Here is a 26,412-nt window from a genome sequence, read left to right as displayed (position 1 = left end):
TATAATTTCTGAGAAAATCATTTTATTTAGCATTGAAACGTTTATGAATGAAATAGTAATTTGCCGCCTGTTTGATATCTTTCTTAAAATCACTATATAAGTCAAATTGGTTACATGCACAGATAATAGATTTTTGTAAGGTATCACTATTAATCTTTAAATACGGTCCAAGTTCCTTGTATATTGTGCTCTTTACTTTAGTTTTTAAGTTGTCTAATTTTTCTGGCTGAAAAATACGCAAGACCACCGCGATTGCTTTGTAGCGATGTTGAATATCTTTATAATTGATATATTCACCCATGATCTGTTGCGTGGATATTCCCATAAATTCACAATAACAATCGATGACCTGACTGATTTTGGAAAGATCAGGTTCATAAATTTTGTCAATTGATCTCAATATTTCCGGATGATTTTCTTTTAAGAAGCTCAAAATGAAAGAGTAATATAATGTGTTCATGCCTTGGGAATTGGTCTTGTTATTTCGTCGTATTTTTGCAGCAGTTAATTCTTGTTGTGGAAATAGAACTGACATAAGCTCCATTTCATGTGCTTGTTTTGAAATAATATTCTGATTTCTGATATCGTCCCGGTTTAATCCGACTGATCTGCCTAGCTGTGCATGCGTTGTGATGAAGCGTTCCATATTTATGTTCCTTTTAATTATATGCCTATTTTTCTCTATTTTTTGTTAGTCGTTAATCGAAGCCATCGATGGGGTATTGCTGTCTAATAAATTTCTCGGATATAATCTACCGATGTAAACGTGTTGTTAAACAAAGTTAAACAAAATTGTTAATCATTCAAGGGTTTTGAATTTTATTTTGTACAATTTTTTATGTTTTGTTAGTTTTGTTAAACTTATTTGTTTAATTATAAATATCTTATAATCAGTGTTTAGTGTGTTTTATTCGTTTATTTATTTGTTTAGGTTTAATATCTTGTGTAACTTAGCGTCAGATTGTTATGAATTAGTGTAACATTTATTCTTATCCTATAAAAACATGGAAACTTATCCAGATAATAATTTTGAGGTTTTGCGCTTGGAGATGGGGATTACCAATCGAGAATTCGCGAGTTTATTGGGCGTGCGTGAGCAGGTATATTCCCGGATTAAGAAAGGGGAATATCCAATTGGACTTACCATGAAAACACGGATTCAAAATGCCTTTCCACAAGTTCAATACGACTGGCTGCTGTATGGGAAGGGAGAACGAAACAAACCGGATATATTCGTTGAGTCTGATCCAGTTTTGATGGCCAATGTCAGGAATGGAAGATCAATTGGATATTTTTCCAATGATGTTATGTTTATTGATGAAAATAAGAACAATATATTCTTTGAGGTATCACCCGGACGATATCTAATGCAGACCAAGCTGGTTACCGAGAAGGCAAAAGCCGGTTATCTCTCGGGTTTTTCTGATGCTGAATACATGGACGATTTGCCAGCGCATTTTATTACTGTAAATGAATTTCACAAGGGAGCTTACCGTTCTTTTGAAGTCAGTGGTGATAGTATGACCGACGGAACTGACGCCAGTGTTCTTGATGGTGATATTGTCACTGGACGTTTGATTAAACGTGAGCTATGGCAATCGAAATTCCATACCCATAAATATAGATATTGGGTCATCGTCCATCGATACGAAGGAGTAATCATTAAAGAAATTGCACATCACGATGTCACGAATGGAATTCTTACACTCCGTTCACTCAATTCGGACAAAACTATATATCCGGATTTTGATGTCAGTTTGGATGATGTAGATCAGATCTTCAATGTTGTTGATATCAGCCGCTCACTTTAGGATCAGGTTTAATCGGCTCATCTCTCTTGTATATACCCGTTCGTGATCAGTCCACTACTTTCTCACGGATAAGTTGATCACTGCGAAATTAAACCCATGGACAATAGTTTGTTATCTTTTTGGCTAAATAATATAGTAAATAAAACTAATTTAATTAGTTTTATTTACTATATTTGAACATGAATTGAAGGTGGATGAAGATGTTTTTGTATAATGTTTTAGCGTCGAACAGTATATATAATGCGCTATGACATCTCATTGTACATAAAGAACATTGGTTGCTCATTATTCTTGCATGTTCGTTGCCTTCAATTCTTATAAATCCAAGCGATAAATAAAACTGGGAAGCCATTTACTAATCCATCATATGTTTATTTTTAAAGCCAGGTTTTTTTACCTGGCTTTTTATCCTATACATCTTATACGTTTACGATAGGTTTCTACATTTATGATCGGTCACCATGTAGGAGAGCATATAAATGAACTTTTTTCCTCATTAAAAATAGGACTATTATGAGTAGGATATTACTTTGATTTATCGCTCTTCTCTAATAAGGGAATAAATTTCTCATAGCCTTGTGCTTTCATCTGATCTTTTGGGACAAAACGTAAAGAAGCACTATTGATACAATACCGCAATCCCCCTTTTTCGGTCGGCCCATCATTAAAAACATGCCCTAAATGCGCATCACCGGTTTTGCTTCTTACTTCGGTTCTGCTCATCCCAAAAGACTTATCGTTTTTTTCGGCGATTAAACTATCGCTAATCGGCTTGGAAAAGCTGGGCCACCCACAATCTGACTCAAACTTATCCGTCGAAATAAATAAGGGCTCGCCGGTCGTAATGTCAACATAGATACCTTCCTTAAATTCATTCCAGTAGGCATTGTCAAATGCCTTTTCGGTCGCATTGTTTTGCGTAACATCATATTGTAATGGTGTCAATTCCTTTTTCAAGATTTTTTTATCTACCTTATTGTAAAGAGTGGGTGGGTTTGCTTGCCGGGCTTTTTCAAATAAATCCGCCGGAATATGGCAATAGCCTCCCGGATTCTTTCCTAAATAATCCTGATGATAATCTTCAGCAGTATAGAAATTACGTAATGCGGCAATTTCGACGACAAGTTTGGAGTTGTAGTTTTTAGCAAGCCGTTCGATTTCTCCCCGGATTATTTTTTCATCCTCTTTTTTTGTAAAGTAAATTCCGGTTCTATATTGCGTACCTATATCATTCCCTTGTTTATTCAAACTTGTTGGGTCAATCGTTTTAAAGTATAAGTCAATCAACAATTTCAAATCAGCTTTGGTCGGGTCGTAATTGACTTTTACAGTTTCAACAAAACCAGTATTGCCCTTGGATACTTGTTCATAACTGGGGTTGGCTACTGTTCCATTCGCATAACCAACCTCGGTGGCAGTTACGCCTCTTATTTGTTTAAAATAATGTTCTGTTCCCCAAAAGCAACCTCCAGCAAAATAAATCTCCTTGGTTTGACTGTAATCTACGGTGCTTTTTCCCGAAACTGATGCCTCTTTTCCATATTGTGAAAAGCCTATTTTTACTATCGCGAAGCCAAAAAGGACGAGAATAGTAATGGTCGATATAATTTTCATGATCTTTTATTTGTTAGCTGATTGTAGTAAATTGATTCCATATCCAAGAAATAGTATGTCCTTGAGGATAAAAAAGTCCGTCACCGGAACCCCGTCTACGTATCTCAACATATTGGGGCTTGTAAAAAGATAACTGAGGGTCATTGTAAAAATAATGCATACCCCTATACCGGCATATTTCCTCAGTTGATTGAATTTTAAACTTAGTAAAATGAGCAGGGCAACCACGATTTCAATGACACCGACAATACTGGAGACTGTTTGTGCACTTAGCAGGCGATACAACCAGGAAGAAAGTGGATGATTTGCTATTAATGGCTTTATGGCCATTGCCTCCGTGGCTGTAAACTTGAATATTCCAAGCCAGAGAAGAAGGAGTACAACGCCGAACGTGGACATGTAAAATCCGTATTGCGATGACAATGTCATGGAATTTTTTGTTTTTGTCATGAGATGCATTTTTCTAAAATTTAAATTGTTATTATTGTTTTTCTATTAGTAGTATGCACGTCAAATTCCTGACAAAAAAATCTTGTTATTTCAGTTTTTCTTTTAATTTATCTTTAAATAGTTGTAAATCAGTTTTGTTGAATTTTTCTGGAGCGTCTTGTGTAAATATTTTTTTCATCAGATCTTCCATTACATTTATCTTACGGTTATAGGCGTTGCACCATTTGCAGATCATGAGATGCGCGCTCAGACGTATTTTTTGGAAAGACGTGATGCTGTCCGCATTTCGCTTTTCAATGAGTAGCGTTGCCTGCCTGCAGGGCATGAAGAGAATATGTATGAGTCGCCTTACCATCGTTTAGGAAATCATAAAATGTTAAACCAATTAAATTCCAGACACTCCCGAAGTTGCATACGGCCACGTTGAAGGATCTTCCACAGGTTAGTTGCCGTAATGCCAGTTTCCTGACATACTTTGTCCGCTTTTTTTTCTTCCAGGTAATAAAGCTTTACCGGGATAAGCCATTTTAAAGGCAATTTATCTATACACTCGGCCATTACTTTATTGAAATCATTGTTGTCAAGCAGATTTTCGTCTTTTTCATTCCAGTCTTGTAGGATATCATCATGTTTCCACGATCCTTCCTGATCAAAATATCGGTCCAGGGGAATATTGTCTATGTGTCGATATTTTTTGCGGTAAAATTCAGCAACTTTATTTTTGAGAATAGCCATGAGCCAGGTTTTTACACTGCTTCGACCTTTGAAAGAGGAGTAGGATTCAAATGCGGAAATAAATACATTTTGGACAATATCCTCTGCATCCTGTTTGTCAGATAATAAAAAAAGTGCGCTATCGAGAAGGGTATCACTATAGGCATCAATCCATTGCTGTATGTGCGTCGCACGTTTATCCATCTAATCTATGATAATGGTATAAAATTAGAAATAGTTTTTGATACTCTTTATTTTATCCCAATGGATTAAAAACTTTCGAGGGTTCAGTTTCTTAAAAACTGAAAGACAATTGCCAGAAGCAATATAAAAAGTAAGCATATCACAATAAGTGATAGATTGTATTGTTTTCTATTTCTTCTTTTGAAAAAGCGGTTCGTTTTCCAGATAAAATAGATATAGGCTAAGAATGGGTAAGTAACACTAAAAATCTGGGCCCAATGGGGGCTAATGGTAAACAATAGGAAGCAGAAGATCAACAAATAAGAGCCTGCCAACGATAGGTGGAATATTTTGAAATAGGGAATAAATGCCTTTATATCAAATAGCTGTTTTTCTTCCGGTGAAAGGCTGTTATATCCAGAGAGTGAGGAGTAACCATATATTTATCCGATAATCAGTTCCACTGTCTGTATTTTTTGGGGATTAAAGGAACTCCCTTAGGAAAATAGAGCCCATCGAAATCAAAATAAAAGAAAGTTCCGGTTTCGGAATGTCTGATTTGCAGAAGAGCTTCTAGATTTTTGGATGTACTGATATACCGGTAATCGAAGTGATCATTTCCCAGTACGGGAGCATTTCCCTGTTTGGTGTTAACTAATACCAGTTGTCCTGGATCGCCTGTTGCTGGTATTAAACTAAATTCATTGTTCAGTACAATTGTTCTGTTTTGAGGAATAAGTATTTGGTTTGCCATACCGGGAGGAGATATCATACTGCCACGTAGTTCAATTTTCTGGTTGAATAGTTTGGCAATTGCCTCATGCTCATAAACCGTAGTGCCTAACTTTTTAAAACTGGTATTGTAAACTTCAATGGTGTAACTCGATTCGGGTATACCGTATTTCTGACCAAAAGTACGTTGGATTGCGGTTTTGCTTCCAAGCACAAATCCGATCAGGGTCAAAGGCGCATTTACGTTTATTCCGTATACGTGATCAAAGCTTTCAAATTTGGGTAAGGAGTTTACTGGAGTAAAACCATCATTGGCGACCAAAACATCGTAGGTCTCATCTTCTTTTAGCGCCCAGAGATACTGTTTGTCATCCACACTTCCATTGTCCCAGGAATCATGATTTGGTTCTATTTTTTTGTATGATGTTGTAAGTTGTATCGGCGAACCTGCGGAATTTAAGAGAACAGAATTTCCGTTTACTTTAAAGTGATAATAACTGTCTTTGTTGATTCTTAAAAGACCACATGTTCGATCCAGACGTCCAACAAACTGTTCTTCTCCAGAACGTGCATCAATGACCTCGTCTTCACCTTCATTTTTCGCTATGATATAACTTTGAAAATCTCCAACCACATCATAATTACCGGGGCCGTCCACAAAAGCATCGGGAGGGATAAGTTCCGTTCCCGAAACGTTCAATAAACCTAATTTACCTTCGAATTTGAAAGGAACAAACTGGGAATGCTTCTGAGCATAGGCACAGGAGAAAAATAAAAAAATACTAAAAGTGAAAATAAACTTCATTGTAAACTGACTTTTGACATTCGGCGTCGATCGTGCGCACTTTCAAATTTAAATTTACAAAAATAAATCTATTCAACTATTTAAGTTTTTTACTTATGTCGAATGTCTTTGAGATTAGCTTGCGCCGTAGTGACTGGTCTCACACCATGCTACATTTAATGTTCAAAAAGCCATTTTATTCCTACGACCAACATTACGATTACCGCGATGATGTATTTTACCTTAATCACTTGTTGTTTTCTGTATGCAAGGTAAATTCCCAGTGCCATGATCAAGGCAATTGCAATAATTATCCATCCAAATGAGAAACTGTTTCCAAGTTGAATACTTATCATATTTTTATTCTTTTTAATAATGTGTTTGATCGGATTTGCGGGATCGTGCCTTAGTCTTTTTCAAATGTCACGTCCGTTATCTTGTAGTTGAAATTAGTTTTGTCGCGCTCAGCTTCAGGCTTTTCTAATTCATTGTAATGTACGGTGCCGGTCATTTTAAACGTAGTATGTGTGTCGAGATTGGTTTTCTCCCCATTTTTATCAATGACATGGAAATTTTTGAGTGTATAGTTCTTTTGGTCCGCCGGAAGTTCAAATAGAACACTGTTGTTCTCTGTTCCAACCGGTAATATCACGCTGAATGCTGTAAATTTTTCGGAGCTGATCGCATGTGGTTTTACAACAAAATTCATTGCCATTGTCTTTGATTTACCCGATGAAAAGGTAAAGGATGGAGCGTCGAACTCACCAATGAGCTCAATAGTCTTGTTATGGTTGTCGTAGTTGGATTCCATTGCCTTAATTGTATCTACTGATGTACCATTGCACGATAATAAGGATGTTAAACCCAGAGATGCAAGTAACAAGGCTGGAATTATTCTTTGTATTTTCATAGAATTATGTTTTTATTGATTTTGATTAGTTTATACGCAATATAATTTTATCCGCTTTTTTTTGTTCTTATTTTTCATAAAAGTACAATAGAATCTGCGGCCTTTTATAGCTGGATTTAAATCCGTTGTGAATAAATTTAAATCCGTAAGCTCTTTTGCTTTTTTCGTTTTTGGCGGGATCAGTTTCCTGTGATAGCTTGGGTCGTCCGCCCAGGTTTTTAGAAAATGCTGTGGAGTAATTTGAACTGGATCTTGTGTTTTTTGTTAATTTTTAGACCTGAAAAAAATCAGGCTCATGATTAGACAAACTAAGGTGATAAAGGAGAATACGGTTCGTATATTGTTCCAGAATACCCAAGGATCTTCAATAAGAAGGCGTATCCGATATATTGCATCCGATGAAGCTGTTGAAATATCGAACGAATCCAGTTGGTTGTTTAGGGGAACGTTTTTGGTGCCGGTAATCATAAGTACACCGATAATATAACTTAAGCATGCGGTCAAAATCAAATAAAATTTCGGCGATGACAGGTCAAAATACAATACTGACGAAACAATTAATAACAATGGCGCTCCCAGAAAGCAGCTGTAAAATACAGGATTTAAGATTTCTCTGTTGATGTTTTGCATCGCCATCAAGTAGGACTTATCGTCCAATTTATGAAGCCCTAGATTGACAGAGAATGTATAGGCGAAAAATAGGCCTGATATTAATGCAGAACAGGTTGCTGTTATTGCTAAAATGATTTCATGTAGTTTCATTGCTTTTGAATTTAAATAGATAACGATTTTTTTTAGTTTTCTCTACGTAAAATTCGGCATCAATAAGCTTTCAGAATAGAATAAAAACGACAATTCTAGATTTTGCCAAACGTGTTAGGAGTTACTCCTGTAAAGGCTTTGAATACCCGGATAAAGTGTGATTGGTCGGCGTATCCATTCGCATAAACGATATCATTTATCTTGCTGAAATCTTTTGTCTCCAGTTGGTTGAGTGAAGATTGAAATTGGACTATTTTCGCAAATTGCTTCGCGGAGATCCCCGTTTCTTTGAGAAATCTTCGTTCGAGTGTTCGAATGTTCAACTTTTCTTTTTCAGCGATTTCTTTGATAGGAATTATCCCTCTGCTGTCAATGATGTATTGGATTACTTCTCTTACCAGGAAATCAAGTTTGTTCCTTTTCTGTTCAAAATAATCGAGCAGTAAGTTTATGATAATCCTGATCTTTTCCTCCATAGCTGAGGTCAATAGGATTTCTGAAATGATCTTATTGATATCATTTTTGGGCCCATTAGTTAGATAATGGCAACTGTCATTGATATCTTGGGGATTGATTCCCCAAAAAGCGCGTAAAACAAATGGATAAAATTGAAAAATAATGATTTGAAAATGACCGTTCACATGGATGGAGATAGGCTTGATCGTTTGGCCATATAAAAAGATTGTTGGCATTTTTTTTCCATGCGGCTGTATGGTTAAACCATTTTCGGTTTGATGGAATAGAAGTCCGGGGTATCCATCCGCAAAGAACGGCAGGACGGTTTCTGGGGTATCTTTGTTTTCGAATACGAGAATATTTTTGACAAACAAGGCAATGGATTGATCTGGAATAATATTTTGGATATCCATCGTGACAACTGTTTCTGTATGAGATTTTAAATAGGCTTAAATATAAAGAGATTTTTACTGATCTGGTAATCCTGGTTAGGTGCTGACCAAAAATAACACTACAAAAGATTCAATGTTTTTACAAGTTCCCTTGCTGCTGCGCTTCCCGCGCGGTTGGCTCCGATCGTGGAGGCCGAAGGACCATAACCAACCAAATGAATTCGAGGCTCCTTAGCAACCATTGTCGCAAGGCGACCGTCCATTAAGATGCCCCCATTTTCTTCTTTAGGTAATACTGCGTCCAAATGTTTCAATGAACTTTTAAATCCGGTGTTCCATAAGATAATATCAGCCCTTTCTTCTCGGCCGTCTTCCCATTTTACGCCAGTCGCTGTAATTTCGCTAAACATAGGAAATCTCGTGAGTACACCTCGTTTTTCCATCGCTTGAATTTCGGTGGAATAGGGAAGGCCCGTGACCGACACGACCGACAACGGCGGCAATCCCTGTCTGACCCGTTCTTCGACCATCGCCACAGCATTGTGACCGGCCATATCATCAAAAGGTCCTTCACGGAACAGAGGCGGTCGTCGGGTGACCCACGTTGTGGTTGTCACTGCTGAAATCTGATCCAGCAACTGGATGGCCGATATTCCGCCGCCGACAATGATAACGTGTTTATTTCGAAAATAGTCCGCTGTTTTGAAGTCTTTTGTATGCAATTGTTCCCCTTGAAATAAATCTGCTCCGGGATAATATGGAATATAAGGGTTCTCCCAGGTACCTGTGGCATTGATAATGCCTTCTGCGGAAAATAGGGTCTCCGCAGTGTCTATGTGAAAACGTTGCCCATGTAGGGAGACCCGATCCACTTTGACTGGACGATATACCTGTAACCCAAACCTCTTTTCATAGCGATCGAAGTAATTTGGAACAGCAATATTTGCCTGTACTTCAGTCTCCTTGTTTGTCAATGTTTCCTCAAAAGACATGCCCGGCAAGTCATGGATTTTGTTTACTGTGCTTAGCGTCAGCGAAGACCATCGAAACTGCCAGGCTCCGCCGGGGGAAGGGGCTTCATCCAGAATAATGAAGTCACGATTAATTTCCAATCCCAGTTTCTTCAGATGGTAAGCTGAAGAAAGACCGGCTTGGCCAGCACCGATTACTGCGATTTTGGTTTTGTAACGAATGTTATTTATCATTTATAGGAGATCGCTAACGCCAGCCTAATTCAGGTGCGACATGTTCTAAAATAGCGGAAAGCACATGGACATTGTAATCCACACCTAAGGTGTTTGGAATTGTTAAGAGAACGGTGTCTGCTTCTTGGATGGCCTCGTCCTGAGCCAGTTCTTTGACAAGTTGATCAGGCTCGGCGGCATAACTGCGGCCAAAAATAGCACGTTTGTCCGCTTCTATAAAGCCAATCTTATCGGCCCGATCCGACTCCTGCCCAAAATAATACCGGTCTAAGTCATCTACCAATGCAAAAATTGACCGGCTCACGGAAACTCTAGGTTCTCCGGGATGCTCGGCCTCTTTCCACGCTGCTTTATATAAACGTATCTGTTCAGCCTGTTGTATATGAAAAGGTTTTCCATTTTCATCATATTTCAATGTCGAACTTTGTAAATGCATTCTGTTTTGAGCCGCCCATACTGCTGTAGCATTCGATGCCGCTCCCCACCAGATGCGGTCACGTAATCCCGCAGCGTGTGGCTCTAGTCTGAGCAGGCCCGGAGGGTTCGGGAACATCGGGTAAGGATTGGGCTCGGCAAAACCTACCCCTTTAAGTTTTTCCAGAAATTCCAGTGCCTTCCTGCGTCCCATATCAGCATCGGTTTCCCCTTCAGCGAGCTCGTAACCAAAATAGCGCCAACCGTCTATCACCTGTTCGGGTGAACCCCTACTAATTCCTAATTGTAACCGGCCTTCCGAAATTAAATCTGCTGCCCCCGCATCTTCCACCATGTATAGTGGGTTTTCGTAGCGCATATCAATTACTCCGGTACCTATTTCAATCGTACGGGTCTTGGCGCCAATGGCAGACAGTAAGGGAAAAGGAGATGCCAGCTGGTTCGCAAAGTGATGGACTCTAAAGTAGGCTCCGTCTATGCCTATTTCTTCTGCTGCTACGGCCAGATCGATGGACTGAAGCAAGGTGTCACTTGCTGTCTGCGTACTGTAAGCCGGATGGTTGGACCAATGTCCAAAAGATAAAAATCCTATTTTCTTCATTCGTCGAGATGGGATTTGATGTTTATCAAATTTAATAAATCTACACTGATCTGTGAGCTGGGGTTTGTCCTATGGATGTCAATAAAATTGCAACTGGAAGAACTATCCCTTAATTGCCAAATGGCAATTAAGGGAGCTTATAAATGTACTAATTTTGTATATGGCTTACCTGATAATAGAATAGCTATGACACCTGAGAAATTATTAAGACAGATTGATTTTATCAAGGAGATTGATAAACTGAAATATATTCCCTATTTACTTGTTTTCTTTACCTGTAAATCAAAAGTATTGGTATACCCCAAAATTTCGCCCGTGGTGATATGCATGGCAAGATAACTAAGCGGGTAAGTGAAATTATCAGAATTGCTTTCCATTCGAAGGTTTAACGCTGAAATTGTATTTTTGATCTCCTGAAAATTGACAGCATGACGAATAAAGGTATCCCTACTTCCATCTCGATAGTATACAAGTAGTTTTGTTGCACTGAGAACTTGCTCATCCATATTATCCAATGAATTTCCTTCTAACAATTTATCAATAGCTCTATTCATGTCAGGTCTTGTGAAATCGCCTTCCGCTGCGATGACCAGTTGATAACCATAATTGACGGATAGAATAAAATAGGGTGAATAACCTAATTTCTTGAGATTATTCAGGTCTGACTCTCCGTAATTTGAGAAATAATCTACTTGATCGGTATCTAAGGTTAATCTCCTCACCAATGTGTGTCTGAAAGTACTGTGAGTCTTCTGGACCGTTGTCGAATCACTATGCCTGACAAGATTGAGCACTTTTTCAATATCCCTATTTCGAGGGATATATAATTGTATCTCAGCATAATCTGAAAAATCTCTTGAATTCATTTCTAATGATCCCGAGAGGTTAGTGTTCTTGAATAAATTAGCATAATTCAATATGTTCACATAGGACGGTAAAAAATGGCCAATTTCCTCTTTTGCTGAATTCGCCATGACATAAATAGGAAAGTTTTTTGCTTTGGACTGAATGTTTTCCAAATGCAAACCCTTTGTTGTGTCCTTAAGGTTCCAAAGGCTCCCTAAAAAGAGTTGTTGATCCACTGTTTCATCTACAAAGTGCTCTTTGACCATAAAACTCACTGATTTGCGTTCAAAGACTGAGTCCTTAGGTTTGGGAACAATAACCTTCGTTGTGTCTATTGGCGTGGGCGGCTCTATTTCTGGTTTGATCACAGGATCTTTTGTGCAACTTGAAATTAAGCCCAGTCCAAATACGAATAAAAGTAGTGTCCAATTTTTTAGGAGCATTTTTTAATTTATTAGTTATATAAACAAATATGCTTATAAAATATGTAAATGTTTTTGTTTATTTAAAAATTACACATTTGTGTTTAATTTTTCTATTTTAAATTAGTTTGTGGCTTCTGCCGAAACCTGATGAAGGTACTATTCATATTTTATTTTTATTTAAACGGATATTAAATCAACTGCTGCGAATTGTAAATGTAAAGTGATCGTAGAAATGGTATTGTATACATTTGTCTCAGAATAAGCGTAAAAGTAGTATAGTAGTACATCAAAAAACCAATATAATGGATACAGCGCAACTTAGCAAGTTTGAGCACGACAGCACAATTATCGAGAAGTATGTAAAAAGTTCAGCGTTTGGAAGGAATAAAGTCGTTTATGTACCATTTGTGATCGGTATAGGCTTGCTTTGTTTTCTGGCATTGGCGATTTTTGGAGGATTGATCGAAACGATTGGCATCAGCGTTATTACTTTGTTGTCTGCGATCGTTGTTGTCTGTTTTATTTTGGTTGCGGTCATTAATCGTTCAGCAGGTAAAAAGCTTTCTCAGGAAACGCTGATGGCACCTGTCTGTATTGCTAAGAAGGTTTATGGAAATGATATGCAAAATATTTACTATTGTATTTATAGTACTGGTGAAAAGAGGCATGACGGAGTGTTTATAGATACAATTGCCGAAAAAATTTTCGCTATCCCCGGAAATACCGATGATAAAATAGAAAGAGACTTTTTAGAACTATTTAAGATCGACTTTGCCAACCCCGGAGAATTTGCCAAGAAACTTCCCTTAGCGTTTACCAATGGGGTCGAAGTATGGAGGCGACAATTTGCGCTGGGTGCATTATCCAAAGATGCACAGCGACAAATAGAAGGTAACGCCGGGCAGTTTGCCGTGGTGGCGATCAGATCAGAAAACCCACGCATATTAACAGAACAGTTTTCTTAAGAAGCCATTTAAATCAATATACTAACGAAGCCACATTTTTTCTAATGTGGCTTTTATTTTTACTGAGAAATTAGAAAAGGTCATTATATTGTTGTTATACAAAATGTATTGGCTGTTCGTGTGAGACGAGATGTGGCTAGGTAAACAGATCGTTATACCGTAAAAAAGGAATTGTCCACACGATTTTATTCTCAGGAGTCTGAACAGTACTTAAGGCCGCTATTTCGAGCCTGGATAAAACAAAAGGATAGACGAAGGAGGATTAAGTCGATACGATTTAAATTCTTGACTATGGCTATTAGTAAACAATGCATTGGGATAGATATCTCAAAAGCGACATTCACAGCATGTCTGTGTCAGTGTTCAGATGATGGAGAATTAGTGTTCTCCAAGACAGTGGATTTCAGTAATGATAGCAAAGGGTTCAACCAGTTTCTGCGTTGGGCCAAAGGAGTCATTGCGAAAGATGCAGCACTTGTTTTTTTGATGGAGGCTACCGGTGTGTATTATGAGAACCTTGCCCACCATCTGCATAAGATTAAGAAAAGGGTTCATGTTGTTCTTCCCAATACGTCAAAGCACTATTTTTCGAGCCTCAATATCAAGACCAAAACGGATGCTGTTGATGCACGGATCCTGAGTCAATTCGGTGTAGAAAGGATCCATAAAGCATGGAGTCCTCCTCCACCAGTCTTATTGCAGCTGAGAAATCTGACCAGATACCATGTCCAGCTACAGGAGCAGAAAACGGCATTAGGTAACATCAAACATAGTAAGGACTGTTCGCATGCTATCCAGATCTTTATACTAAAAAGCAATAAAAAACTTATTTCTGAGATAGATAAGGAGATTGGCAGATGCATCGGGGAAATCAACAGGCTGGTAAAGTCAGACCTGGGGCTCCATAAAAAAATAGAGAAGCTTGCAACAATAAAGGGGATTGGAATGATCACCATGGTTACCATTCTTGCCGAAACAATGGGGTTTGAACAGTTCGGTAGCGCCAAACAACTTGTCAGCTATGCTGGATACGATGTTGTTCAGCGGGAATCTGGGACATCTGTAAAAGGAAAAACCAGGATCTCGAAAAAGGGGAACAGGTATATCAGGAATGCGCTGTATTTTCCGGCTATGGTAGCTTGTAGGCATAATTCTGTGCTAAAGGAAGCTTACACGAGAATCATCCAGAAAAAGCCGTCAAAAATGGTCGGACAGGTTGCCGTACAGAGAAAATTATTAATCTTAATGTATACACTTTGGAAAAATGATACCGTGTTTATAGAAAATTATAAAGTAAGTAGTCCCGATCCGAAAACCGAGACTACACTAGATAGTTCAGAAGCTGAACTTCTTTAGAATACAAAAATACTTTTTTGTCTAAATATTTGGAATTTAAAACAGTACCTTTTTTCTGTTTGTACGATTTGCACTTCATTTTATGCCGTTGGCTTCTGGGATCAGAAGTGTTGCCTCTTCCTTTTGGACAAAATATGCAGTAGATTTTATTCGATACGAATGACTAAATAAAGAAAAGCATCATGTTGTTAAAAGGGAAAAAGAGTTCGTTTACCGAGCTAAATGTGCCTTTCACCGAAAGTGTCTGGGAGAACTTGCTCTCTTTTTGGAAATTAGGTATTAATAATTTAGCTTCTACAGGTATGGCACATCTTTTTAATGCATTGATTCTCTTGTTATTTGTGGCAATTATAGCGTTGTTTTCAAATACCGGGGAAAAGAAAGATAACGAAGTTTTTCATAATGTTTTACAAGTCTATCGTACGGATTCAGTATCTACAGATGGGTCGAGGTATCCAACAGATTTACAGCAGGTATTAAAGAATAAATAGTAAAGATCTGAAAGACAGATCAACAGGATGTTCACTTACGTGAAAACAGTGATTGAAAGGAATTTGAAAGGCTAAGCAAGTTATTTGCGAGCGATAGAATTTAGTGAAATATAATACAATGAAAAGGGTTGAAATATTTAAAACGAATGTCTGCAAATACAGGGAAGCACAACAAATCGTCACGACGCTTCTGGGGTTGTTCTCCGCATATAAAATTAACTTTGATCTTGACGATGATGAAAATATTTTAAGAATAGAGTCTTCTCAGTCGGAGATAGACGCCAGTAGAGTTATGAAGCAAATGTTTGACTGGGGGTATGAATGTGAACGGATCGTGTAATAATTGCGCTGTGGGGATAGCTTGATATGATCTATAACGACAACAGGAAATAAATATTAAAATTGTATTTTATTGATTTTTAAACTTACTTTCGAAGTTATTATAGGCCATTGCCATGTTTTTTTGTCAAGGAGATCTACTGCATGGAATCGGGCTTATTTATAATATAACATTTGAAATGAAGCGTACAATTTTATTTTTTTTAACCCTACTCATCTGTCATTATTGCGCTATTGGACAGACCAAAGACCGTGATTTGACCATCGGTAAATCCACTACTCTACATTCAAATATTTTAAATGAGGACCGAAAGATCAATATTTACCTTCCGGATAATTATGCGGAAAACGATACGTTGACCTATCCGGTTGTGTATGTCCTCGATGGTGGTATGGATGAAGATTTTTTTCATATTGCGGGGATCGTTCGTTTTGATACACAACCTTGGATAGCGCGGTTTCCCAATAGTATTGTTGTGGGGATTGAGGGCAATACCCGTAGACGTGATTTTACATTCGCAGTTCCTGATATTGACTTCTTGGAGAAAGAAGGATTTCAAAAAGCTAGCTTTCCAGCCTATGGTGGATCGCAAAAATATATTTCGTTTCTTAAAGATGAATTACTGCCTTATATTGGTAAAAACTATAAGACAAAAACACAAAGAACCGTAATCGGTGAGTCTTTGGCAGGCCTTTTCTCCGTAGAGCTCCTGCTTAAACTGCCTGATCTTTTTGATAATTACATTATTATTAGTCCGAGTTTATGGTGGGGGCAACAGGAGCTTTTGAAAAATACCGAAAGGCTATTAAACGCTAACCTAAGAAAAAACGTGCGGGTTTACCTCGGAGTTCCCAATAAGGATGAAGATCTTAGAATGTATCGTGATGCCGCGGCGTTTTACAATATTCTGAGCAATCATAAAAAGATAGAGGTTATTTTTGACTATATGCCCGATGAATTACATTCAACCGTTATCCATCAGGGGGTGTATAATGCGTTCAGGAAATTATATCCAAAAACAGCTTATTCTAAGTAATCTTCGACAACTTGGGTTAAACACTTTTTTGGGGGCCTTAATGTGCTTTGAATTTATCCAGTTTTTTTTTATTAGCGGCCTATGTTTTACCTAGCTTGTGAACGCGATTGTTGAATAAACTCTTTTGGCGTCAAATTAAATGCTTTTATGAACGCTTTTGTGAAATAGGATGCCGAGCTAAATCCCACAAGAAATGCCACTTCGTTAATGCGATAATCCGATTCAATCAGTAACGTGCAGGCACGTTTTAGCCTGTAATTTCGTACATAGTCGCCAGGGGAAGTTCCGCTAATTGCTTTCAATTTTCGTTGAAAATTAGAACGGCTGATTTTAAATATATCCACCAGTGATTCTACATTGAATTGTTCGTCTGAAAGATGTTTTTCGATTTCAGCGTTGAGCTGTGTTAAGAATGCATCATCATGGGCATTTGTGGCCAAAGAAGAATAAGAAGATAATGGTGAAGCATGGAAATTCTCCAATAAATATTTCCGGTTTTGTAGTAAGCTGCTGATTTGTGCTTTTAGAAAGGTCATCGAAAAAGGCTTTTCAATAAATACGTCGGCGCCGGAAAGTAATCCTTCAACTTTCGTTGCATTTTGTATTTTGGCAGATAGCAGAATAACAGGTATATGCGAATAATTAATGTCATTTTTTAAACGCTTTACAAATGTAATTCCGTCAATCTCTGGCATCATGATATCGGAGATCACAAGATGATAAACTTTATTGTCTAACATGGTCAGGGCTTTTGACCCACTATCAGCAATATCAATATGATACGATACGGCTAACGAATGGCTAATAAAAGCCGTAATGTCCGGATTATCGTCAACCACTAAAATCTGGGTGAGATTGTATTCCGGCCTGTCAAGTGGAATCGGCTGTTCCTCAATTATCGGACCTGTAGCTTCATGGGCGAGTTGCATGCTCCTGATTGTGAAAATAAACTTAGCACCTCGGGGCAGCATATCTTCAATTTTTATCTCAGCACCCAGCCGGTTCGTCAGATGTTTGACCAAGGATAGTCCGATGCCAGTTCCACTGCGGTCTTTATTTGTGCTAAGCTGGTAAAAGGGATCAAATACAAGCTTTTTAAAGTCATCCGGTATTCCTGGACCGTCATCCGAGACTGTAATCGTAAAAGATTTGTCCGAGTTTCTTTTCAGGTTGATCAAAATATAGGAATGTGCGAATTTCGTCGCATTGGTCAGTAGGTTACTCACAATTTTCATCACAGCATCCAGATCGGTTTCAATAATCAGGTCTTGATCCTGGGGAATTGATAGATCGAAACGGACCCGGTTGCGGTGTACTGATTTTCTGAACCTATCGTAGAGATCTTCTAGCAAATTTTTCAAATTTACAGATTCAGGGCTTAGTGGCGGTCCATTCCCATCCATTTTGCGAAAATCAAGTAACTGATTAATCAACACGGTAAGCCGTTCACAATTTTTCTCTATGATCCGGAGATTGTGCATGGTTTCTTTATCTTCGTTTTCTTGTAGTATTATTTCTTCCAAGGGTGCTGTAATCAGGCTCAAAGGTGTACGGATCTCATGTGCAATGTTAGTGAAAAAGTCAATTTTTGATCGGAAGGATTTCTGTTCCTGTTCAGACTGGAAGGCCATTAAATCGCGAGCTTGCTTACGTTTGTTCGCCATGATATAATATCGTAAACAGACATAGCACAATGCAACGAATAGGAGTGCATACGTTATTTTGGCTGGCAAGGAGAGCCACAGCGGCGGTAGTATTTCAATTTGCACCGCCGCACCTTTTTCATTCCATAAACCGTCATTATTGGATGCCTTTACATGGAAAACATATGTTCCCGGCGAAAGATTGACGTAACTTACACTTTTGGTGTTACCCGCTGAAGTCCACTCATCATCAGCTCCCTCCAGTTTATGGGCATATTGATTCTTGGAGGGGGATGCAAAGCTCAAGCTTACAAAGGAGATATTGAATGAAGAAAATTGGTGGGTTAGTACAATCTTTTCGTTCTTGTTCAATTGAATCTGAATGTCTTTTTCTAAGTTGGGATTATGCTTGTTCAGTAATTGTATCTGTGTAATGAAAACATTTGGTACAGCTTGATTTTTGACTGCGCTAATTTCATCGGGATAGAAGCTTGTAAATCCGTTGATCCCGCCAAAATAAAACCGACCATCGCTGGCTTTGAAAGATGCTTTGAAATTAAACTGGTTCGTTGAGAATCCGTTCTCCGTTGTATAGAGTTTGTAATTTTTGGGATTGTCAGGATGAAAACAGATAATGCCTTTGTTGCTGCTGAGCCAAAGGTTGCCCAGGGCATCATCGAGTATGCCGTAAATCACATTGTTTGGCAAGCCTTGCGCTTGCCCGATATTGCGAAAGCTATCTTTCGTCTTATCATAAATGAATATTCCTTTTCCCTCACTTGAAAATAATAACCGATGTTGGCTATCAACATAAATACTGGTTAGTTTACTTGAAGAAATGGGATCATTTGGCCGGATCAAACTATAATGAACCCAAGCTTGCTTACGGAGGTCAAATTTTATGGGGCCTGATTGGTACGAGGCGAGCCAGATATTGCCCTCATCATCTTCTTTGATGTCATAGATAAACTGGGTGACTTCAGGGATACGGACAAATTTCTTTTTTTGCTGATCATATCGACTGAGCCCGGCCGGTGTTCCTATCAGAAGATCCCCTTTTTTTGTTTTAAACAGCGAAAAGATGCAATCATCGTTAATTGTTTCCGTATTGTTGGCATCATGTCTGAAATTTTGACGTTGACCAGTTGCCAGATTGTAACGATCAAGCCCGCGGGAGAAAGTCCCTATCCAAAGATGATCGCCATCCAGAAGCAGGGCATGGGTATTATGATAAGAAGCTTTTATCGGTTGCGAAATTTGTTTCTTTTCTTTGTCATAGTAGTTGATGCCACCATCTTCTGTTGCGATCCAAAGGTTCCCCTTAGTATCTTCACAAAATTGGCTGACAGCTTTTCCGGACAGAAATCCGGGGAGAATATCCGGGAAAAAAGTCTCTACGGAAAGCAGTGCTGTATTGAGATAATTTATACCCCCAAAATAAGTGCCGATCCAGATGGCATTTTCGCGATCTCTCGCGATGGAATAAACATTCTGGTCACTTAGACCGTGTTTATAATAAGGAATGTCTAATCTTTCGGACGTCCCCGTTTCAGTGTGAAACAGGAAGAGTCCGTCATCTGAACCAACAAGAAGCTGGTTTTCGCGAAATTCTCGCAGGGCACGGATATGCGTGACATAGGGATGGCTGGTATTATTTAGAAAGCGACTGAATTCGTTTGATTGTTTGTTGTAACGAAGCAGGCCCTGCGACCAGGTACCTAACCATAGGTCACCTTTAGGGTCTTCCCACATGGAAAGAATTTCAAATTGAGGATCTCCAACTTCGCTGAAAAGCGGGCCGACGATATCAAAATGTGCCTGCTGATTGTTGAAGCGAAGGAGCCCCAGACGTGTGGCTGCCCAAATAACACCGGAACGATCCTGTAGGATAGCCCAGGTCGCATTCTGCCCCAATCTGGCTCCCTTGAGTTGTAGCTGCGTAATTTTAGTTGTACTTGGGTTATATTTCCAGATGCCCTGGGACATGGTTGCAATCCAAAGACTTCCTTGCCGATCGACATGAAGGGCGTTAATAGCTGAGTTAAACGTTCCCTTGCCGCTTATGCTAAGCTCAACCTTTTGAAAGGCTGCTGTAATCTTGTCCATGATATACAAACCGTCGTCAGTTCCGATATACAAGTGGCTCGGCGATTTTTCAGCTATACTTCGGACAAAATTATTCCCCAGTGACTGTTTCTTTTCTGATTGGTAGTGGTAATTTTTGAAACTATTCCCATCGTATCGATTCAATCCGTCTTTTGTCCCGAACCACATAAATCCCTGCTGGTCTTGGACAATGCAATAGATCGTGTTTTCGGAAAGGCCATCTTCCACCTGCAATTTTCTAAAATGAAAATTTGAATAACGTTGTGCTTGGCAGGTGACCGAACAGACCAGATACAAAAAAACAATACCAAAAATGAGAACCCCTTTCATACCAACTAAAATAAAACTAATAAATGATTCTGTTGATATGGCTGATAACCGATAAATGGTCATTATCGGTTAAAAGATGTATAAACTGGTCAAAAAGCGGGAATGACTTATTTTTACCATTTTTTGGATCATATCTGCTATTTTGTTTCTGTAACGCCTGTTACATTTGAAATAGGTTTAAAGCTAAAACCCGGCCATGGGTTCTTGTCTTTGCCTATTTATAAATAACCAGTTTTATACGCTAATAAATCAAATTATGAAGGGAAAATTTTTCATTCTTTTCTTGTGCTTGCTGTCGTTTGCGGTAAAGTCACAAACGAGTAACCTTCAAGGGAGGGTATTGAATGAAACGGGACGGCCGTTGCCGGGTGTAACCGTTACCATAAAAGCATCAGGAACCGCAAAGACGACGGACGAAAATGGCCGTTATACAATTGCTGCCAGTAGCGGGCAGGAGCTAATCTTCTCTTTGATTGGTTTTCATTCCAAAACAATTTTATTTAACGGTGAATCAACTTTAGATATCACGCTTCAGGAAGAAAATAAAGACCTGGAAGAAGTCGTTGTGATTGGGTATCAGACGATCAAAAAATCGGATCTGACGGGCGCCGTTTCTGTCTTTAACCCGAAGGAGATGAAAAACACCACGGTAACAGGGACTGTAGGGGATGCTTTGGCGACATTACCCGGGCTCAGTGTACGCACGGCAGGCAATCCGGGAGCAGAGGGTAAGGTTGAGATCCGTGGTACCGGGACATTTGGGTCAAGCACTCCTTTATATGTCGTCGACGGGGTTGTATCGGGAGCAAACCGGGATTTTAATTTCAATGATATTGAGAGTATCCAGGTACTGAAAGATGCCTCCGCTGCTGCGATCTATGGTTCTAGGGCCGGGAATGGTGTTATCATCATAACAACCAAACAGGGTAAAGAGGGGCAGATGAAAATCGAAATTTCCTCCCGGGCCACCGCACAATGGCTGCCACGTTACAATTTAGCCGACCGAAATCTATGGCTAAGTTTGAATGATCTGGCATTTAGCAATGGCAATAGGCAATCGGCCAACCATTTCGAGGGCAATACTGATTGGCAGGAAGAGGTATTTAAAACAGGCTGGCTGCAGGATCAACAGATTGCTTTTTCAGGTGGAAGCAAAGAAAGCCGTTATTATATTTCGGGTAATTATCAGGCCAACACAGGGACGACGATCGGAACATCCAGTAAACGTTTTACGCTACGCTCCAATATGTCTACTTCACGCAATTTTGGAGAACATGTCAAATTAAGTATCGGCGAAAATATCGTGCTGAGTAATTTTAATGTACATGAACTCAATACCAATCCCATAGTCGATGTCTATCGTATGCTGCCAACCATTCCAATCTACGATGAAAATAATGCCGCCAAAGGAGGATATGGTATTGGTGATGGGAATCGGGATGTCACCTTTGGAACCAATCCTTTCGCCAAAGAGGATTTTGAGCAAACGGAAAATGGCAATCTGCGCACAAGAGGAAATGTATTTACCGAATTGGAACTGTTCAAGTCATTCAAATACCGTTTTAATTTTGGCTTTGACCTGAGTAATGATCGTCACATGTATCTTCGAAAAGAAGGTTTCTGGACCTACAACCAACCTTATGATCCTTCCTCCTTAAATAAAAACCAGGCACAATACCGTGGGTTGGTGTATGATAATACCTTAGAATATGCGAAAAAGTTTGACAAACATGATGTCTCTGCCGTTGCGGGTATCAGTTATCAAACCTCCAATTATGAACAGCTTTGGGGAACGAAAAATAATGTGCTCATGTCGGGAAAAAACTATTTTACCAACTTGGATGCTGCACTGGACAACCCAAAGACCGGCAATTATCAAGATCTCGAAAAGTTATTTTCGCTCTTTGGCCGGGTTAATTATGCCTATGATGATAAGTATCTGTTCAGTTTTACCATGCGCCGGGACGAATCATCCAAGTTTAATCCAGATTATCGGGTGGGCTATTTTCCATCTGTCTCCGCAGGCTGGCGTATAAGTAAGGAAGATTTTTTTCAGGCACCTTGGATCAATGATTTAAAGCTGCGCGCCAATTATGGTGTTTTGGGTACTTCCAATATCGGTGTTTGGGACTGGGTTTCTTTCATCAATGTTTTTCCGCAGGTCGCTTTTGGAATTGATCAGACCGTTCAAAACGGGATGACCCAAGTTAAACTGGCCAATACCGATCTCAAATGGGAGAAGGTCGCGCAGTTGAATGCCGGATTTGATGCCCAGCTATTCTCCCATAAGCTCAATCTATCCCTGGATTATTTTATCAAAGAAACCAAAGATGTATTGACACCGATGCAAATCTTGATGGCTACAGGCAACAACGGCGGAAATCCTTACGTGAATGCTGCCTCCCTGCGCAATACAGGTATCGAACTTGCAACGCAATGGCGTGATAATATGGGTGAATTTGGTTATCAAATTGGCGTCAATGCATCCTATATCAAGAATAAGATCCTCAAATTAGGATATGACAAAAAGGAGTTCACGCAATGGGATACAAAATCCAAAGTTGGTAGCTCGATCGGTAACTGGTATCTGATCAAAACGGATGGTCTTTTCCGTTCAGACGAAGAAGTACAGGCCTATAAAAATAGCCAAGGACAATTGATTCAGCCGAATGCCAAACCAGGTGATGTTAAATATATTGACTTTAATGATGATGGACAGATTACAGATGCCGATCGGCAGTATTTAGGACGAAGCATACCATTATATCAATTGGGGATGAATCTAGGCCTAGATTACAAAGGTTTCGATTTTCAGGTACAATTGACAGGAGCATTTGGCTTCAAATCCTTTAATGGGCCACGCAGTGCGTACGATCGTTTTGACGACAATTCAAACTACCGCGCCGATTATGATCCTTGGACTCCAGAGAATCCCAATGCCAAAGACCCGCGACCCATTTATGCGGATTCCCGAAATGTTCGCGGAGATCAGGACCGTTGGTTAGAGAATGGGAATTATGTTAAGGTCAGACAGCTCGCTTTGGGGTATAATCTGCCGCGTACGCTGTTAGGAAAGACCTTGAAGCAGGTTCGGTTTTATGTCAATGCACAGAACCTGATCACCTTTACCTCCTATCGTGGACTGGATCCCGAGTTTTTGAATGGCAATATTTGGGATCGAAGCTATGATGGTGGCGCATTTCCGAATGCCAAAGGTTTCACTTTTGGAGCCCAAATTACTTTTTAAACCTAATTTTTGAACACAATGAAAAAGCTACTCTGTATTTTATTGGCGGCGAGCCTGATGCAAGCCTGCAAAGTGGATGTGGAAAATCCCAATACCATTACCGTTAAGACCTATTGGAAAACCGAACAGGATGCGGTACGTGGGGTCAACGCAGTGTACAACATGTTCTATAAACCAGGTACCTTTAGCCGCTGGATGTGGTTTCGTTTGGACCTCACTTCAGATGAAGGATTTAGTCAAAGTCCTTGGGCTGAGCTTAAGGAATGGACACAGTTTCGGTACAATAACTACAACTTCTGGGAAGGAAATGCCTGGACCTATCGCGATTGCTACGAGGCTATTTTCCGCGCAAATCAAGTGCTGCATTATACCCCAGATATTACATTTGCCAATCCATCTGATCAGGGACCGATTCTTGGACAAGCCTATTTCTTGCGGGGACTATATTACTACTACCTTGCGCTATTATGGGGTGGTACCAATCCTAGTCTTCCAATTGTATTGGAACCTTCAACCCCAGGAATTCAACCGGAAGGACATACCGAAGCGGATGTTTATGCGCAGGCAATCGCCGACTTTAGTAAAGCCGAAAGCTTATTGCCCGAAGTATGGGGCAGTTCCGAAAAAGGAAGGGCAACTAAGGGCGCGGCATTGGCTTTTCGGGCAAAATCATATATGCAGCTGCATCAATGGAATGAAGCAAAGGCAGATTTGGCTTGGCTGGTAACAGGCGCCGGAAAGGGCTATTATAATTTGACAGCCAATTATTTTGATAATTTCGATAAAGCGAAAGAGAATAATATGGAATCTGTTTTTGAGATCCAATATTCAGACGCCAATCCCTCTCCGGCGGGCGATGGTGATTTAGACGTGGGCCCCAACCTAGGCTTGAACCGTGGACAATTTTTTGCCCCTCCGGGCATTGGTTGGACCGATGGTGAACTTCGGCCCTGGTTAGTTGATGCATTTAAGAAAGAAAAGAATATGGCCAATGGATTTGATGTACGGTTGCGGTATACGGCATTTTATAATGGTATGCAGGACGATTTTCCGAATAATAACAAAATCTATCGATTGACAAGTGATGCGGCCCAATGGAGTAACTGGCCTGGACGTGTCTTTTTTAGAAAATATGGGTCAGATTACTTCCGTGATTTTGATGACTATTACAATCCAACAAATGTGCGGTTAATTCGTTTTTCCGATGTGTTGTTAATGTACGCAGAATGTATTGCAGCCTCAAATGGTTCACTGTCGGAGGCTGTGGCGCTTGTCGACCGTGTACGTGAACGTGTAAATATGCCAAAATTAGCTTTAAATTACCCTGGTGCAACTACCGATAAAACCGTATTTCTGAAAAGATTGCAGACCGAAAGGGTGTTGGAACTGGCTACAGAAGGACATCGCTGGGCAGATCTAAAACGTTGGGGAATGGTAGACTCACAAGAGGGACTTGCCGAATTGAAACAAAGGGATGCCGATTTTAATAATTTTACCCTAGGGAAACATCGTTCGCTACCGATTCCCTCAGATGAGGTCAACAATAATCCAAATGTAAAGCAAAACCCAAATTATTAATGGCTTGGCCGTATAAACTTTATAGGAAATGAAAAAACTAATTTATATTTGTCTACTGTTGCTATTTTCACTTTATAGCTTCAGCTGCTCAAAATCTGAAAAGAGTGATTTTGTATTCGAACCTGCCGTGCCGTTGGGAGATCCATTTATTCTTTTATATGAAGGTACTTATTACGCTTACGGTACAAATGCCGAAAACGGTATCGAAATATATACTTCGGATGATCTTCGTTATTGGAGCAAATCAAATACGCTGGCACTGAAAGGTGAGGATTCCTGGGGTGGACGTTGGTTCTGGGCGCCCGAAATCTACTATATCAAGGATAAAAAGAAGTTCTATATGTATTACAGCGCCAATGAACATATTTGTGTCGCGACTTCAGATTCACCGTTGGGACCATTTGTTCAAGAACCAAAAATACCAATGCTAGAAATTGAAAAGGCCATTGACAATAGTCTATTTATCGACAATGATGGTACAGCTTATCTTTATTTTGTCCGTTTTAATAATGGATCCGCAGTGTGGTCGGCGCAACTTGCTGCTGACCTGAAAACGATCAATGGTAACACCCTTAAACAGCATATCGTGGTATCACAGGAATGGGAAAAAGTGTGGGGACTGGTTAATGAAGGTCCGTTTGTCATTAAACATAATAACCTATATTACATGACTTATTCGGCAAATAGTTATGAAAGTCAGCGTTATGGTATTGGCTTGGCCACGGCAAGTTCCCCTACAGGACCTTGGACAAAATATGTGGGCAATCCAATTCTGCAGTTACCGGCGGATCTGGTCGGAGTGGGACATAATGCACTTTTTTGGGATAAAGACGGGAAACTCAAAATCGTTTTCCATGCGCATCATAGCAAAGATAGTATCCATCCACGGGCGATGTATATTGCCGATATTAGTTGGACAACGGATGCGATTCCCCTCATGAAGATATCCACCGAAATTATTCGCCCGAAAATAAAAAGAAAATAAATCAGTAAAATATAG

22 protein-coding genes and 1 pseudogene are annotated in these 26,412 nt (G+C 39.5%); 8 read left to right on the top strand and 15 right to left on the bottom strand.

Annotated features, from left to right (window positions below):
* Positions 1-22: 22 nt before the first annotated feature.
* A complete protein-coding gene (locus G6053_RS23660; RefSeq protein WP_165308762.1) occupies positions 23-646 on the bottom strand; it encodes a hypothetical protein in 624 nt (207 codons plus the stop codon).
* 358 nt (positions 647-1,004) lie between these two features.
* On the opposite strand from G6053_RS23660, the gene G6053_RS23655 reads away from it, so the two are divergent.
* Complete coding sequence (locus G6053_RS23655; RefSeq protein ID WP_165308761.1) at positions 1,005-1,811, top strand: helix-turn-helix domain-containing protein; 807 nt, start codon at positions 1,005-1,007, stop codon at positions 1,809-1,811.
* A 525-nt stretch (positions 1,812-2,336) separates the two neighbouring features.
* On the opposite strand, the gene msrB is transcribed toward G6053_RS23655, so the two are convergent.
* The 13 genes and pseudogenes from msrB to G6053_RS23595 form a co-directional block, all read right to left on the bottom strand.
* Complete coding sequence (gene msrB, locus G6053_RS30970) at positions 2,337-2,771, bottom strand: peptide-methionine (R)-S-oxide reductase MsrB (protein ID WP_277603216.1); 435 nt, start codon at positions 2,769-2,771, stop codon at positions 2,337-2,339.
* An 84-nt stretch (positions 2,772-2,855) separates the two neighbouring features.
* Positions 2,856-3,425, bottom strand: a pseudogene (gene msrA, locus G6053_RS30965) (peptide-methionine (S)-S-oxide reductase MsrA); the annotation flags it as partial.
* Positions 3,426-3,431: 6 nt separating this feature from the next.
* On the bottom strand, positions 3,432-3,875 hold the full coding sequence (locus tag G6053_RS23645) for a DUF417 family protein (RefSeq protein ID WP_165308759.1): 444 nt from the start codon (positions 3,873-3,875) through the stop codon (positions 3,432-3,434).
* A gap of 85 nt (positions 3,876-3,960) precedes the next feature.
* The gene (locus G6053_RS23640; RefSeq protein WP_165308758.1) at positions 3,961-4,230 is read right to left on the bottom strand and encodes a hypothetical protein; all 270 of its coding nucleotides are present in this window, start codon (positions 4,228-4,230) and stop codon (positions 3,961-3,963) included.
* Positions 4,231-4,241: 11 nt separating this feature from the next.
* A complete protein-coding gene (locus G6053_RS23635) occupies positions 4,242-4,793 on the bottom strand; it encodes a sigma-70 family RNA polymerase sigma factor (protein ID WP_165308757.1) in 552 nt (183 codons plus the stop codon).
* A 433-nt stretch (positions 4,794-5,226) separates the two neighbouring features.
* Entirely contained in the window at positions 5,227-6,309 is a 1,083-nt protein-coding gene (locus G6053_RS23625) for a hypothetical protein (protein ID WP_165308756.1), read from the bottom strand.
* Positions 6,310-6,464: 155 nt separating this feature from the next.
* Positions 6,465-6,644: a hypothetical protein gene (locus tag G6053_RS30685; protein WP_108636581.1), complete on the bottom strand. Its 180-nt coding sequence runs from the start codon at positions 6,642-6,644 to the stop codon at positions 6,465-6,467.
* Between the two features lie 50 nt (positions 6,645-6,694).
* The gene (locus G6053_RS23620) at positions 6,695-7,198 is read right to left on the bottom strand and encodes a hypothetical protein (protein WP_165308755.1); all 504 of its coding nucleotides are present in this window, start codon (positions 7,196-7,198) and stop codon (positions 6,695-6,697) included.
* A gap of 264 nt (positions 7,199-7,462) precedes the next feature.
* The gene (locus tag G6053_RS23615; protein WP_165308754.1) at positions 7,463-7,960 is read right to left on the bottom strand and encodes an anthrone oxygenase family protein; all 498 of its coding nucleotides are present in this window, start codon (positions 7,958-7,960) and stop codon (positions 7,463-7,465) included.
* Between the two features lie 95 nt (positions 7,961-8,055).
* The gene (locus G6053_RS23610; protein WP_165308753.1) at positions 8,056-8,829 is read right to left on the bottom strand and encodes an AraC family transcriptional regulator; all 774 of its coding nucleotides are present in this window, start codon (positions 8,827-8,829) and stop codon (positions 8,056-8,058) included.
* Positions 8,830-8,927: 98 nt separating this feature from the next.
* Entirely contained in the window at positions 8,928-10,013 is a 1,086-nt protein-coding gene (locus G6053_RS23605; protein ID WP_165308752.1) for an NAD(P)-binding domain-containing protein, read from the bottom strand.
* A 13-nt stretch (positions 10,014-10,026) separates the two neighbouring features.
* Positions 10,027-11,049 (bottom strand): LLM class flavin-dependent oxidoreductase, encoded by a 1,023-nt coding sequence (locus G6053_RS23600; protein WP_165308751.1) that lies wholly within the window; start codon positions 11,047-11,049, stop codon positions 10,027-10,029.
* A 254-nt stretch (positions 11,050-11,303) separates the two neighbouring features.
* Complete coding sequence (locus G6053_RS23595) at positions 11,304-12,338, bottom strand: hypothetical protein (RefSeq protein WP_108636587.1); 1,035 nt, start codon at positions 12,336-12,338, stop codon at positions 11,304-11,306.
* A gap of 284 nt (positions 12,339-12,622) precedes the next feature.
* Here G6053_RS23595 and G6053_RS23590 point away from each other — a divergent pair, with 284 nt between their 5' ends.
* The 4 genes from G6053_RS23590 (at position 12,623) to G6053_RS23570 (ending at position 16,508) form a co-directional block, all read left to right on the top strand.
* Entirely contained in the window at positions 12,623-13,285 is a 663-nt protein-coding gene (locus G6053_RS23590) for a hypothetical protein (RefSeq protein ID WP_165308750.1), read from the top strand.
* A 291-nt stretch (positions 13,286-13,576) separates the two neighbouring features.
* Entirely contained in the window at positions 13,577-14,641 is a 1,065-nt protein-coding gene (locus tag G6053_RS23585; protein WP_108634995.1) for an IS110 family transposase, read from the top strand.
* A 182-nt stretch (positions 14,642-14,823) separates the two neighbouring features.
* On the top strand, positions 14,824-15,132 hold the full coding sequence (locus G6053_RS23580; RefSeq protein ID WP_165308749.1) for a hypothetical protein: 309 nt from the start codon (positions 14,824-14,826) through the stop codon (positions 15,130-15,132).
* A 518-nt stretch (positions 15,133-15,650) separates the two neighbouring features.
* Positions 15,651-16,508: an alpha/beta hydrolase-fold protein gene (locus G6053_RS23570; protein WP_165308748.1), complete on the top strand. Its 858-nt coding sequence runs from the start codon at positions 15,651-15,653 to the stop codon at positions 16,506-16,508.
* Between the two features lie 86 nt (positions 16,509-16,594).
* Here G6053_RS23570 and G6053_RS23565 read toward each other — a convergent pair whose 3' ends face one another.
* Positions 16,595-20,587: a hybrid sensor histidine kinase/response regulator transcription factor gene (locus G6053_RS23565; RefSeq protein WP_165308747.1), complete on the bottom strand. Its 3,993-nt coding sequence runs from the start codon at positions 20,585-20,587 to the stop codon at positions 16,595-16,597.
* Positions 20,588-20,843: 256 nt separating this feature from the next.
* Here G6053_RS23565 and G6053_RS23560 point away from each other — a divergent pair, with 256 nt between their 5' ends.
* Genes G6053_RS23560 through G6053_RS23550 form a run of 3 tightly spaced genes read left to right on the top strand, consistent with a single transcriptional unit; the run spans position 20,844 to position 26,397 of the window.
* Positions 20,844-23,834, top strand: coding sequence for a TonB-dependent receptor (locus G6053_RS23560; protein WP_165308746.1), 2,991 nt, complete (start codon positions 20,844-20,846; stop codon positions 23,832-23,834).
* A gap of 18 nt (positions 23,835-23,852) precedes the next feature.
* Positions 23,853-25,412 carry a RagB/SusD family nutrient uptake outer membrane protein gene (locus G6053_RS23555; RefSeq protein ID WP_165308745.1) on the top strand — a complete coding sequence of 520 codons (1,560 nt, stop codon included), beginning with the start codon at positions 23,853-23,855 and terminating at the stop codon, positions 25,410-25,412.
* A 28-nt stretch (positions 25,413-25,440) separates the two neighbouring features.
* Complete coding sequence (locus G6053_RS23550) at positions 25,441-26,397, top strand: glycoside hydrolase family 43 protein (protein ID WP_165308744.1); 957 nt, start codon at positions 25,441-25,443, stop codon at positions 26,395-26,397.
* The last annotated feature ends 15 nt before the right edge of the window (positions 26,398-26,412 follow it).

Origin of the sequence: Sphingobacterium sp. DR205, assembly GCF_011064245.1 — a bacterium.
Classification (GTDB): Bacteria; Bacteroidota; Bacteroidia; order Sphingobacteriales; family Sphingobacteriaceae; genus Sphingobacterium; species Sphingobacterium athyrii.
This window is presented reverse-complemented; position numbering and strand designations above follow the sequence as displayed.